This window comes from Streptomyces sp. NPDC096323 (genome assembly GCF_040302845.1).
GTDB lineage: Bacteria > Actinomycetota > Actinomycetes > Streptomycetales > Streptomycetaceae > Streptomyces.
Genome location: NZ_JBEOSI010000009.1, coordinates 36,080 through 48,450, shown reverse-complemented (window position 1 = coordinate 48,450; position 12,371 = coordinate 36,080). Strand labels below are relative to the sequence as shown.

The window sequence follows — 12,371 nt, the reverse complement described above, 5'->3', positions numbered from 1 at the left end:
CGGGCATGCCGGGGGCGGGCGGCCGGGTGGCCGCCGCGGAGCGAGGGGAGACCCGGATCGCCGACCGGGTCGTCGCGAAGATCGCCGCGCAGGCGGCGAAGGAGGCGGTCGACGAGCCCGCGAAGGACGCCGCGTCGCCGCGGGCCACGGTCACGGTGCACCGTGACACCGCCCGCGTACGGGTGAGCCTGGAGCTCGGATACCCCAGCGACATCGGGCGCCAGTGCGGTGCCGTGCGTCGCCGGGTCGCCGAACGGGTAGAGGCACTTGCGGGGATGGAAGTGCCCGAAGTGGCCGTACAGGTCGAGCGCCTGCACCCCTCAGGAGCGAGCCTCGCGGCGCAGGGGAGGATTCGATGACCGAGCCCCATAACCCGGAACGCGACGCCGACGGGCCGGTGGAACACGGAAACGTGGTCGCACTCGACCAGTCGGCCTCGTCCGCGGCGTACGAACCCGTCCCGGCGAAGGAACGGAGCGGGGGCGGAGCGGGCCGCTTCTGGTCCGCCCGCCGCATCCCCGCGGGCATCACGGCGCTGGTGGTCCTGGCCGGCGCCGCACTGCTGCTCTACGACGTCGCCGCGGTCCGCGCCGACCACCCGGCGATGCAGTGGCGCCGCTCGCTGGCCGGTGAACTGGCCGAGCGCCGGCTGGACGACGTCTGGGTGCTGACGGGCGCCTCGGTCGCGGTGGCGGTCGGCCTGTGGCTGCTGGTCCTCGCGCTCACGCCGGGACTGCGTGATCTGCTGCCGATGCGCCGCGAGCACCGGGCCGTACGGGCGTCCCTCGACCGGACCGCGGCGGCCATGGTCCTGCGCGACCGGGCCGTGGAGGTGTCCGGTGTGCAGTCGGTCCGGGTCCGGATGGGCCGCAGCAGGGTGAAGGCGCGGGCCGTCTCGCACTTCCGTGAACTGGACGACGTACGGGCCGATCTGGACTCCGTGCTCTCCACCGGCATCAGGGAACTGGGGCTGGCCAGGCACCCGAGCCTGTCCGTCCATGTCCGCCGTCCGGCGAAGAAGGGGTGAGCGGCGTGCTCAGGACCGTCAACCGGGTACTGCTGGGTCTGGCCGGACTCGTACTGGTCTGCGTGGGCGGCGGGGTGCTGGCCGCGGCGCTCGGTCTGTCCGTCCCGTCCTGGTGGCCGTGGTACGGCAAGCGCGACGTCCTGCTCAGTGACGCGGACCGGGACCGCTGGCGCTCCGAGGGCTGGTGGTGGCCGGTGGTGATCGCGGTCCTCGCGGTCCTGGTGGTCCTCGCCCTGTGGTGGCTGCTGGCCCAGCTGCGCCGCGCCCGCCTCGCCGAAGTGCTCGTGGACAGCGGCGACGGCGAGGGCGCCCTGCTGCGCGGCCGCGCCCTGGAGGGCGTCCTCGCGCAGGAGGCGGGGGCCCTGGACGGGGTCTCCCGCGCCCACGTCGTCCTGACCGGCAAGCGCAGCACGCCCCGGGCCAGGATCCGGCTGCTGATGGAGCCGCACGCCGCGCCCGGCGAGGCGCTGGGCCTTCTCACCGACGAGGCACTGGCTCATGCCCGGGACTCCGCGGGGCTGGCGGAGCTGCCTGCCGAGGTACGGCTCAAGGCGGTCAAGCACCGTGCGGAACGGGTGAGCTGACGGGCAGAGGCTTCTCCTGACGGGCAGAACGCTTCAGCTGACAGGCAGAAGGCGACGACGCGCCCGGGCCGGACGATCGCAGCCGTCCGGCCGTCCGGCCCCGACACGTTCCGCCGTCTCAGAAGCCGCGCCGGGACCCGCCGTCGACCGGCACCATGATGCCGGTCAGATACGAGGCGGCGGGCGAAAGCAGGAAGGCCGCGGTCCGGCCGAACTCCTCCGGGGTGCCATAGCGGCGCAACGGGATGGCCGCCTCGTTGGCGGTGCGTGAGGCCTCCGCGTCGCCGGACAACGCGTCCAGTTCGCGTACCCGGTCCGTGTCGATCCGGGCCGGGAGCACGCCCACCACGCGGATGCCCCGCGGGCCGAGCTCGTCGGCCAGTGACTTGGCGAAGCCGGCGAGACCGGGCCGCAGTCCGTTGGAGATGGTCAGTCCCGCGATCGGCTCGTGGACGGAGCCGGAGAGCACGAAGCCGATGACACCGCCCTCGCCGAGCACCGCGGCGGCTTCCCGGGCCAGACGCACGGCGCCCAGGAAGACCGATTCGAAGGCCGACTGCCACTGCGCGTCCGTGTTGTCCGCCGCGGTGCCCGGCGCCGGACCGCCGACGCTGATCAGGATGCCGTCGAGCCGGCCGAGGCCTTCCAGCGCGGTCTCCACCAGCCGCCGCGCCGCCGTGGGGTCGGCGTTGTCGGCGGCCAGCCCGACGGCGTCCGGCCCCAGTTCGGCGGCGGCCGCCTCGACGCGCTTCTCGTCGCGGCCGGTGATGATCACCTTCGCGCCGTCGTCGACGAGCGCGCGTGCCGTGGCGTTGCCGAGTCCCCGGGTCGCTCCGGTGACGATGTACACACGGTCCTTCAGTCCAAGATCCATGGTCCTATCCTGCCGCGTCACCCCGCGCCGTGTCCTCGACGGCCTGGGCCTCGGCCAGCGCCACCGCCGTGCCGACCAGTCCGATGTGGCTGAACGCCTGCGGGAAGTTGCCCAGTTGCCGCCCGCTCGCGGTGTCGTACTCCTCGGCGAGCAGCCCCACATCGTTGCGGAGGTCCAGCAGCCGCTCGAAGAGTTCCCTGGCCTCGTCGGCGCGCCCGGTCATCCGCAACGCGTCCGCCAGCCAGAACGAGCAGGCGAGGAACGCGCCCTCACCGCCCGGCAGTCCGTCGATCGAGGTGCCGTCGGTGCTGTAGCGGCGCACCAGCCCGTTGCTCCCCAGCTCCTCCCGCACGGCGTCCACCGTCCCGATCACGCGCGGGTCGTCGGGCGGCAGGAAGCCGGTCCGGGCGATCAGCAGCGTGGCGGCGTCCAAATCCCGTGACCCGTACGACTGGGTGAAGGTGTTGCGCACCGGGTCGTATCCCCGCTCGCACACCTCCTGGTGCACGGCGTCCCGCATCGCCCGCCAGCGGTCCGCGTCACCGGACAGCGAGGGGTCCTCCTCCAGGCTGCGCACCGCGCGGTCGGCGGCCACCCAGGCCATCACCTTGGAGTGCACGAAATGGCGGCGCTCCCCCCGGATCTCCCACAGTCCCTCGTCCGGCTCGCGCCAGGTGGATTCCAGGAAGCCGAGCAGGCTGAGCTGGAGGCTCCAGGCGTGCGGCTTGTCGTCGAGACCGGCGTCGCGGGCCAGCCGCAGCGAGTCGATGACCTCTCCGTACACATCGAGCTGGCGCTGCCGGACGGCGGCGTTGCCGATCCTGACCGGGGCGGAGTTCTCGTAGCCGCGAAGCCACGGAAGTTCCGACTCGGGCAGCCGGCGCTCGCCCGCCAGCCCGTACATGATCTGCAGGTCGGCCGGGTCCCCGGCGACCGCGCGCAGCAGCCAGTCCCGCCACGCGGCCGCCTCCTGCACATAGCCGGCCGAGAGCAATGCGCCGAGCGTGAGGGTGGAGTCCCGCAGCCAGCAGAAGCGGTAGTCCCAGTTCCGTACGCCCCCGATCTCCTCGGGCAGCGAGGTGGTGGGGGCCGCCACGATGCCGCCGGTCGGGCCGAAGGTGAGCGCCTTGAGGGTGATCAGCGAACGGATCACGGCCTCCCGGTAAGGGCCCTGGTACTTGCAGCGCGCGGACCACTCGGTCCAGTCGGCCAGGGTGTTCTCCAGCGCCTCGTGCGGGTCGACGAGATCGGGACGGGGCGAGTGCGAGGGGTGCCAGGTCAGGACGAAGGCCACCTGCTCGCCCGCCGAGACGCTGAACGAGGAGCACGTGGAGAACTGCTGGCCCCACGTCTTGACCGGCGGTTCGCTGCGCAGCCAGGCGGAGTCCGGCCCGGCGATCGCCACCCGGTGGCCCTGGGAGCGGCGCATCCACGGCACGATCGAGCCGAAGTCGAAGCGCAGCCGGATCACCGAGGACATGTCGACGGTGCCGCTGATGCCCTCGACGATCCGCATCACGTCGGGTTCCTGGTCCCGCTGCGGCATGAAGTCGATGACCTTTACCGTGCCGGTGCGGGTTTCCCAGAACGTCTCCAGGACGAGGGAGTCGCCCACGTAGGCGCGCCGGGTGCAGGTGTCCGCACCCTTGGGGGCGATGCGCCAGTGGCCGTTGTCCTCGTCGCCGAGCAGTGCGGCGAAGCAGGCGCCCGAGTCGAAGCGGGGCAGACAGAGCCAGTCGACAGAACCGTTCCTGCCGACCAGGGCGGCGGTCTGGAGATCGCCGATGAGGGCGTAGTCCTCGATGCGTGGGGTCACGTTCTGGCCTTTTCCCGCACGGGGCCCTTGCTAAGCAGCCACCGTGTCAGGAGAGGCGGGAGTCACCCGGTGGGCGCCGGCCCGGACGTGCCGTCAGGCCTTCACCGGCTCGGGCTCCGCCGTATCGGCCTGTTCGGCGGCGGCAGCCGCCACCCTGTCGCGCTTCTCCCGGCGGGCCAGCACCACGAAGCCGACCGGGACACCGGCGGCGAACAGCCACCACTGCACGGCGTACGCCATGTGCGGGCCGATGGAGCTGTCGTCGGGGGCCTCGATCAGCTCGGGGGTGTCGCCCTTCGGCTCCGGCCCGGTCTGCTCGATGTAGCCGCCGAGCACCGGCCGGGACAGGAGCTTCGCCTGCTGGGCGCTGTTGATCAGCATCACCTGGCGGTCCGGCAGGTCGGAGAGATCCTTGATGCCGCTGCTGCCCGTCGTCTCGTCGGCCTTGAGCCGCCCGGTGACGGTCACCTCGCCCCTGGGCACGGCCGGGACGTCGGGGAAGGCGTGCTGGTCGGCGGCGGACGGGACCCAGCCACGGTTGATCATGACCGTGCCGCCGCCCTTGAGGTCGAACGGGATCAGCACATGGACGCCGATGCTGCCGTCGGTGGCGGTCCTGCGCCGGACGACGACCTCGTGCTTCTCGTCGTACGTCCCCGTGGCCGTCACCGCACGCCAGTAGTCGGCGCGCGGCACGACATGACCGGGGGACGTGAGCCCGGCGACGGGAACGGGCTTCGCCTTGAGGTTCCGCGAGATCAGGGCGTTCTGCGCGACCTTGTGCTCATGCCGGTGCAGCTGCCAGAAACCCAGCTCGACCATCGTCGGAATCAGGACGAGGGTGATCAGGGCGAGAATCAGCCACTGCCGGGTCAACAGGAAGCGGTACACCCCATGACGGTACAACTGCGTCATGGGGTGCATTGCGGAGGGGGTGGGGGCCGGGGTGCGGCGCTAGGGTCTGTCCGACGACAGGCCCTGGGTGCTCAGACTTTGTCGATGATCCCCACCTTCCCCTCCGCGCGGGCGCAGTGGCCGCCGCAGAACCAGTGGCCGTCGACCTCGACGCCCTGGCCGATGACCTGGACCCGGCAGTGCTCACAGATGGGCGCCATGCGGTGAATGGCGCAGGAGAAGCAGTCGAAGACATGTACCGCGCCCTGGGCGTGGACTTCGAAGGACATCCCGTAGTCGTTTCCGCATACCTCGCAACGTGCCATGCGCCACAGGGTGGGACGCCGGGGCGGCGGCGGGCGAGCGGCGGGCGGGCGAGTCGCCCCCGGTTCACTCCGATGACCGCGTCGGCCCCGGCACCTTCGCTGCCGCGGCCACGTCCCTCAGCAGATGGGTGAAGGCGCTCTCGTCCAGGATCGGGGTGCCGAACGATTTGGCCTTCACCGTCTTCGACGTCGCCGCGTCCGGGTCGTTGGTGACGAGCAGACTCGTCAGCCGGGAGACGCTCGTCGCCACATGGAGCCCCGCCTCGACGGCCCGGTCCTCCAAGAGCTCGCGGTCGATCGACGTGTCGCCGGAGAACGCCACCCGCATGCCCTGCATGAGAGGTTTGTCCTTCTCGTACCGTCCCGGATTCGGATGCGGGCAGGCCGGGCGCTTGCGTGAGGGGCGCCAGCTGTTCTGTGCCCCGTACGAGGGCTGGTAGCCGATCCGCGGGGTGACGGGTGAGTCCGACCACTCGGTCAGCGGCCGGCACTCCAGGAGCGGCAGCCGCACCCCGTCCCGCGCGGCCGCGTGCAGGCTCGGGCGGAACGCCTCGGCCAGTACACGGGCGTCGTCCAGCGCGTGGTGGGCGCGCTCCTGCACCACGCCGAAGTGCGCGGCCAGCGACTCCAGCTTGTGGTTGGGCAGCGGCAGCCGCAGCTCCTTGGAGAGCGCGATGGTGCACAGCCGCTGCTGGACGGGGGCGATCACCGCGGCCCGTGCGTACTCCCGGGCCAGCATCGACCAGTCGAAGGCGGCGTTGTGCGCGACGAGCACCCGGTCGGCGAGGCGCTCGGAGAGCTGGGCGGCGACCTCGGGGAAGAGCGGGGCGCCTTCCAGGACATCGCTCGTCAGACCGTGGATCCAGACGGGACCGGGATCGCGCTCCGGATTGACGAGGGTGTACCAGTGGTCCTCGACGTTGCCCCGCGCGTCCAGGCGGTAGACGGCGGCGGACACTATCCGGTCGTCGCGTGCGAGTCCGGTGGTCTCCACGTCGACGACCGCGTACCCCTGCGGGTAGGCGGTCGGCCACGGTGCTGCGGTCTGGCGGTCGTCGAGCATGGTCACAGAGAATACGGGCCGCCACCGACAGTCCCCTATTCGGCCGTCAACCGGGGCTCTCGCAGCCGGCCAGCAGCCCGTCGACCAGCGCCCGCAGGGAGGTGACGAACAGCCGCTCCGGATCGGCCGGCCGGGCCAGCGCACGGGCCAGTGCCGGGTCGTCGCCCGCGGAGGAGGCCGACCACAGCTCGCCCTCGCCCGGGGACTGGACGGGGGACCGCTCCCGGTTGCGCTCGACGAGCAGGAAGCCGACGGTGTGGAACTGCACCGCCCGCACCGCGGCGGCCGCCCGGGCGCCGCGCAGCCCTGCGGCGTGCACCTCGTGGACCAGCGCCCGCTGGGCCGGCAGGAACATCCGTTCCGTCAGTCCCCGTTCGTGGACCATGGCGATCAGATGCGGCCGGGCGCGCAGCTCCCGGCGGAGCCCGCGGGCCACGGAGACGATCCGGGCGGCCGGGGTGCGGCCGACGGGGCGCAGGGTGCCCATCTCGCGGACGGTGCGCTCGACCAGGGCGTCCAGCAGCGACTCGCGGTTGCCGATGTGCCAGTAGATCGAGGTGACGGCGGTGCCCAGCTCCGCGGCCAGCTTGCGCATGGTCAGGGTCTGCGGACCATGCTGCCGCACGAGCCCGGCAGCGGCCGCGAGGATCTCCTCACGCGTCAGCGGTGATCGAGCCACAGCTCCTCCAGACCTCGCAACTCCATTACACGCACGGCTCTTTACCCTTCAAGAGCTCCGGTGTAACTGTGTTACAGAGCCCGGTACGGACAACCGAGAAGGGTGGCACCGCATGGCACGTGTACGGTACGGCGCGCGCACCGAGGCCGAGATCGCGGCGGCCCGCGAGGCCCGCTCCCGGCTCCCCGACATCTGGTCCACCGGCGTCGCCGCCGTCTGGGAGAGCGACCCGGACGCGGTGGCCGCCGTCCTCCCGCCGCCCCTCAAACCCTCCGCGCGCCCGCTGGTCCGGGCGAACATCAGCAAGGTCGATCTCCCCGGCTACCCCCTCGGCGCGGGCTCCGTCGCCGTCGCCGCCGTCCACGACGGGCACGAGGGCTGGTACCCCCTGGTCATGCCGATGACCCACGAGCGGGCCCTGACCGGCGGCCGCGAGGTGTTCGGCGAGCCGAAGAAGCTCGGCGAGGTGCGGGTGGAGCGCGAAGGACTCGTGGTGCACGCCTCGCTCGCCCGCCACGGCATCGCCTTCGTCGAGATCCGCGGCGCCGTCACCGAACCGCTCCCGCTGCCCCCACTGGTCACCAAGCTCGACTTCTACTTCAAGTTCCTGCCCGCGGCGGACGGCGACGGCTTCGACTCCGGCCCCGTCCTGATCCACTGCACCCGCCACGAGAAGGTCCGCCGGCTGGAGCGGATCACCGGAGACGTGGTGCTGCGCGAATCCATGTACGACCCGGTCGCCGACCTTCCCGTACTGCGCCTCCTCGACCTCACCATCGGCGAGAAGACCAGCGACCAGCGGGGCCGGGCCGTCGAGCGGGTGAGCGCCGACGCGCTCCTGCCGTACATCCACCAGCGCTACGACGATCCGCAGCAGATTCACGACGGCCCGCCGCGAGGGAGCGTCCGATGAGGCTTCAGGAGGGACAGACAGCCGTCGTCACCGGCGCCGCGAGCGGCGTCGGGTTCGCGATGGCCCGCAGGTTCGCGGCCGAGGGGCTGAACGTCGTCCTCGCCGACGTGGAGGAGGGCGCGCTCGACAAGGCGGCGGGGGAACTGAGCCGCGAGGGCGCGCGGGTGCTCGCCGCGGTCGTCGACGTCGGCGAACGCGATTCCGTCACCGCGCTCGCCGACACCGCGTACGACACCTTCGGGGCCGTGCACGTGCTGTGCAACAACGCCGGTGTCGGCTCCGGCGCCGAGGGCCGGATGTGGGAACACGACCCGAACGACTGGAAATGGGCCTTCGCCGTCAACGTGTGGGGCGTCTTCCACGGCATCCAGGCCTTCCTGCCGCGCATGCTGGAGGGCGGCGCCCCCGGCCACGTCGTCAACACCTCCTCCGGCGACGGCGGGATCGCCCCGCTGCCCACCGCGTCCGTGTACGCCGTCACCAAGTCCGCCGTCGTCACGATGACCGAGTCGCTGTACGCGCACCTGCGGGCGGAGGGCGCCCCGGTCGGCGCCTCGGTCCTCTTCCCCGGCCCCCACATGCTGCGCACCGGACTGTGGGAGTCGCACCGCAACCGGCCGGAGCGGTACGCCAAGGAGCGCCCGCGCCGGACCCCGTACCGCAGCCTCGGCCAGTGGGAGAGCGCCATGCGGGCGGCGGGCCACGAGGTGGAGTTCACACCGGTGGAGGACGTCGCCGCGACCGTCGTGGACGGGATACGCGCCGACCGCTTCTGGATGCTGCCCGACAGCGAGCACAGCGACCGCCAGATCCGCGCCAGGTCGCAGTCGATGCTCGACCGTTCCAATCCGTCGTACCTGGAGAGCTTCGTACTCGACTGAGGAGACAGGACCCCGCGATGACCGACGACCCGTACCTGATCATCTCCTCCGACTGCCACGCCGGACTGCCCACCGAGGAGTACCGGCCCTACCTGGAGCGCCGCTTCCACCGTGAGTTCGACGACTTCCTGGCCGGCCGGGACCGCCGTCGCGAGGAGATGACCCGCCTCGGCGTACGCAACGAGGCCTTCGCCGACAAGTGGTTCCGCGACAACGAGGAGGGGCTGAGGGGCGGCTGGGACGCCGGGCAGCGTCTCAAGGAGCTCGACGGCGACGGCGTGGCGGCCGAGGTCGTCTTCCCCGACGCGGACGCCGTCGACAGCCGCACCGCGGCCCCCTTCGGGGTCGGTCTCGGCCTCTCCGGGGACCAGGACCCCGAGCTGGGCATGGCCGGGGCGCAGGCCCACAACCGCTGGCTCGCCGACTTCGTCTCGCAGCACCCCGAGCGCCACTGCGGCGTCGCCCTGCTGCCCGTCACCGGCGAGAGGGACCGGGTCGTCGCCGAGATCCACCGGGCGAAGGAGTCCGGTCTGGGCGCCCTGATGATCCCCTCCATGTGGGTCGACAAGGCCCCCTACCACGACCGCCGTTACGACCCCGTGTGGGCGGCCGCCGCCGAGACGGGCATGCCGGTCGTCACCCACTCCGGCGCGGCGCCCCGCCACGAGTACGGCGATCACCTCGGCATCTACGTCTCCGAGGTCACCTGGTGGCCCTCCCGTCCGCTCTGGTTCCTCCTCTGGTCGGGCGCCCTCGAACGGCACCCCGGGCTGAGGTTCGGCGTCGCGGAGTCCGGCTGCTGGTGGCTGCCGAACCTCCTGTGGTTCATGGACCGGCTCTACCTCGGCGCCCACGGCGGCAAGAAGCTCTCCCCGTTCGCCGAACTCAGGCGCCCGCCGCACGAGTACCTCGACCGGCAGGTGTTCGTCTGCGCCACGAACACCAAACGCCGGGAGCTCGCCCAGCGGTACGAGATCGGCGTCGGCAACATCCTGTGGGGCAGCGACTTCCCGCACCCGGAGGGCACCTGGCCGAACACCGCGAGGTGGCTGCGCGACACCTTCCACGACATCCCCGTCGCCGAGACCCGCGTGATGCTGGGCCTCGCCGCCGCCGAGGTCTTCGGCTTCGACACGGACAAGCTCGCCCCGCTGGCCGCGCGCATCGGCCCCACCCCCGCCGACCTGGGCCAGAGCACCGACCAGGCAGCGGTCGAGGCGTCCTGGGCCCGCTCGCGCGAGGTCGGCCGGCACTGGCTGACCGACCACGACTTCCCGGTCCTGGGGGTCTCGTGATGGACCGCTACACCGTCATCTCCGCCGACTGCCACGCCGGTGCCGACCTCCTCGACTACCGGCCCTACCTGGAGTCGAAGCACCACGACGACTTCGACGCCTGGGCAGCCGCCTACGTCAACCCGTACGAGGACCTGGTCGCCGACACCGCCGACCGCAACTGGAACTCGGACCGCCGACTCGCCGAACTGGAGGCAGACGGAATCGTCGCGGAAGTCGTCTTCCCCAACACCATCCCGCCCTTCTTCCCCTCCGCCTCCCTGATGGCGCCCGCGCCCTCCCGGCAGGAGTACGAACAGCGCTGGGCCGGCCTGCGCGCCCACAACCGCTGGCTGGCCGACTTCTGCGCCGCCGCGCCCGGCCGAAGGGCGGGCGTCGCGCAGATCCTCCTCAACGACCCGGCCGAGGCGGTCCGCGAGATCCGCCGCACCACGCGGGCGGGGCTCACCGGCGGCATCCTGCTGCCCGGCGCCCCACCTGGCAGCGGAATCCCGGAGCTGTACTCCGAGGTGTACGACCCGCTGTGGGCGGTCTGCGCGGAGCTCGGCGTTCCGGTCAACCACCACGGCGGCTCCGCCTCCCCGCCGCTCGGCGACGAACCGGCGGCCCGCGCCGTCTTCATGGTGGAGACCACCTGGTTCTCGCACCGGGCGCTGTGGCACCTGATCTTCGGCGGGGCCTTCCGCCGCCACCCCGGGCTGAAACTGGTCCTCACCGAACAGGGATCGGGCTGGATCCCGGGGGTCGTGGAGATGCTCGACTACTACCACGGGCGGCTGGTCGCGGCGGCGACCCGTGCGGCCACCGCCGAGTCCAAGTTCGGTGCCGGGCTCGCCGCTTCGATGGGCGCGAGCCCCAGTGAGGTCTGGCGCGAGAACTGCTACGTGGGCGCCAGCTTCATGCGCCCGCACGAGGTGCCGCTGCGCGAACGGATCGGCCTCGACAAGATCATGTGGGGCAGCGACTACCCGCACGACGAGGGCACCGCCCCGTACTCGCGGGAGGCCCTGCGGATCGCGTACGCCGGACTGCCGCCGGCCGAGATCGCGGCCATGACCGGCGGGAACGCGGCCCGAGTCTACGGATTCGACCTGCCCGCCCTCGACCGCATCGCGGCGACCGTCGGCCCGACAGCCGAGGAGATCGCCGAACCCCTGAAGGAGGTCCCGGCGGACGCCACGAGCCCCGCTTTCGCACGGGGTGGGTCGGTACGCGTCTGGTGAGCGAGGTGAGACCATCCCCGGGTGACGGATATGCAGGCGCACCACGAACCGCACGGCAACGGCCTGGGCGCGCGGCTGAACTGGCTGCGCGCCGCGGTCCTCGGGGCCAACGACGGCGTCGTCTCCACCGCGGGCCTCGTCGTCGGCGTCGCCGGGGCCACCGACGACCGCGGCACCCTGCTGACGGCGGGCTTGGCCGGGCTGCTGGCCGGGTCCATGTCGATGGCCGCGGGCGAGTACGTGTCGGTCTCCACCCAGCTCGATTCGGAGAAGGCCGCACTGGCCACCGAGAGGCGCGAGCTCCAGGAGACCCCGGAGGCCGAACTCGCCGAGCTCACCGGCCTGCTGGAGGGCAAGGGACTCAGCCGGGAGGTGGCCCGCGAGGCCGCTGTGCAGCTCACCGCACGCGACGCGCTGCGCGCCCATGCCGAGGTCGAGCTGGGCATCGACCCGGACGACCTGACGAACCCCTGGCACGCGGCCGGGGCCAGTTTCCTCGCGTTCACGGCCGGTGCGCTGCTTCCCCTGCTGGCGATCGTGCTGCCGCCGTCATCGGTCCGCCTCCTGGTGACCGTGGTGTCCGTGCTCGCGGCCCTGTCCCTGACGGGCTGGTGGAGTGCCCGGCTGGGCGCCGCGGCCCCGGGCCCGGCGGTGCTGCGCAACATGGGCGGGGGAGCGGTGGCGATGGCGGTGACGTATGCGGCGGGGGAGCTGCTGGGGGCGGCGGGGGTGTGAGGACCGGTGCCCGCCGTTGGCAGAAGGCGCCAAAAGCCGCTGACAGCATGTCTCGCATACT

14 protein-coding genes are annotated in these 12,371 nt (G+C 72.2%); 8 read left to right on the top strand and 6 right to left on the bottom strand.

Annotated elements, in window-relative coordinates; genetic code table 11:
• The first annotated feature begins 5 nt into the window (after positions 1-5).
• From ABTX18_RS24560 to amaP, 3 genes are read left to right on the top strand one after another with little or no spacing between them, the layout of a single operon-like run.
• Positions 6-359: an Asp23/Gls24 family envelope stress response protein gene (locus ABTX18_RS24560; protein ID WP_352124904.1), complete on the top strand. Its 354-nt coding sequence runs from the start codon at positions 6-8 to the stop codon at positions 357-359.
• The gene (locus tag ABTX18_RS24555; RefSeq protein ID WP_352124903.1) at positions 356-1,027 is read left to right on the top strand and encodes a DUF6286 domain-containing protein; all 672 of its coding nucleotides are present in this window, start codon (positions 356-358) and stop codon (positions 1,025-1,027) included. Before ABTX18_RS24560 ends, ABTX18_RS24555 begins: the two co-directional genes overlap by 4 nt.
• Complete coding sequence (gene amaP / locus ABTX18_RS24550; RefSeq protein ID WP_352124902.1) at positions 1,024-1,611, top strand: alkaline shock response membrane anchor protein AmaP; 588 nt, start codon at positions 1,024-1,026, stop codon at positions 1,609-1,611. The genes ABTX18_RS24555 and amaP overlap by 4 nt, the downstream gene beginning before the upstream one ends.
• A gap of 118 nt (positions 1,612-1,729) precedes the next feature.
• Here amaP and ABTX18_RS24545 read toward each other — a convergent pair whose 3' ends face one another.
• From ABTX18_RS24545 to ABTX18_RS24520, 6 genes are all read right to left on the bottom strand, one after another.
• On the bottom strand, positions 1,730-2,485 hold the full coding sequence (locus tag ABTX18_RS24545) for an SDR family oxidoreductase (RefSeq protein ID WP_352124901.1): 756 nt from the start codon (positions 2,483-2,485) through the stop codon (positions 1,730-1,732).
• A 4-nt stretch (positions 2,486-2,489) separates the two neighbouring features.
• A complete protein-coding gene (locus tag ABTX18_RS24540) occupies positions 2,490-4,301 on the bottom strand; it encodes a glycoside hydrolase family 15 protein (RefSeq protein ID WP_352124900.1) in 1,812 nt (603 codons plus the stop codon).
• A gap of 93 nt (positions 4,302-4,394) precedes the next feature.
• On the bottom strand, positions 4,395-5,192 hold the full coding sequence (locus ABTX18_RS24535) for an SURF1 family cytochrome oxidase biogenesis protein (RefSeq protein ID WP_352125190.1): 798 nt from the start codon (positions 5,190-5,192) through the stop codon (positions 4,395-4,397).
• Positions 5,193-5,287: 95 nt separating this feature from the next.
• Positions 5,288-5,521 (bottom strand): metallothionein, encoded by a 234-nt coding sequence (locus tag ABTX18_RS24530; protein WP_078852816.1) that lies wholly within the window; start codon positions 5,519-5,521, stop codon positions 5,288-5,290.
• 64 nt (positions 5,522-5,585) lie between these two features.
• Positions 5,586-6,590, bottom strand: coding sequence for a DEDDh family exonuclease (locus ABTX18_RS24525; protein ID WP_352124899.1), 1,005 nt, complete (start codon positions 6,588-6,590; stop codon positions 5,586-5,588).
• 40 nt (positions 6,591-6,630) lie between these two features.
• Entirely contained in the window at positions 6,631-7,263 is a 633-nt protein-coding gene (locus ABTX18_RS24520; RefSeq protein ID WP_352124898.1) for a TetR/AcrR family transcriptional regulator, read from the bottom strand.
• A gap of 112 nt (positions 7,264-7,375) precedes the next feature.
• Between ABTX18_RS24520 and ABTX18_RS24515 the strand changes: the two genes are divergently transcribed.
• From ABTX18_RS24515 to ABTX18_RS24495, 5 genes are read left to right on the top strand one after another with little or no spacing between them, the layout of a single operon-like run.
• Positions 7,376-8,176 carry an acetoacetate decarboxylase family protein gene (locus ABTX18_RS24515; protein ID WP_352124897.1) on the top strand — a complete coding sequence of 267 codons (801 nt, stop codon included), beginning with the start codon at positions 7,376-7,378 and terminating at the stop codon, positions 8,174-8,176.
• Entirely contained in the window at positions 8,173-9,057 is an 885-nt protein-coding gene (locus ABTX18_RS24510; protein WP_352124896.1) for an SDR family NAD(P)-dependent oxidoreductase, read from the top strand. The genes ABTX18_RS24515 and ABTX18_RS24510 overlap by 4 nt, the downstream gene beginning before the upstream one ends.
• Before the next feature lie 17 nt (positions 9,058-9,074).
• Entirely contained in the window at positions 9,075-10,352 is a 1,278-nt protein-coding gene (locus ABTX18_RS24505; RefSeq protein WP_352124895.1) for an amidohydrolase family protein, read from the top strand.
• On the top strand, positions 10,352-11,575 hold the full coding sequence (locus ABTX18_RS24500; protein ID WP_352124894.1) for an amidohydrolase family protein: 1,224 nt from the start codon (positions 10,352-10,354) through the stop codon (positions 11,573-11,575). Before ABTX18_RS24505 ends, ABTX18_RS24500 begins: the two co-directional genes overlap by 1 nt.
• Before the next feature lie 30 nt (positions 11,576-11,605).
• Positions 11,606-12,310: a VIT1/CCC1 transporter family protein gene (locus ABTX18_RS24495; RefSeq protein ID WP_503061209.1), complete on the top strand. Its 705-nt coding sequence runs from the start codon at positions 11,606-11,608 to the stop codon at positions 12,308-12,310.
• Positions 12,311-12,371 lie beyond the last annotated feature (61 nt).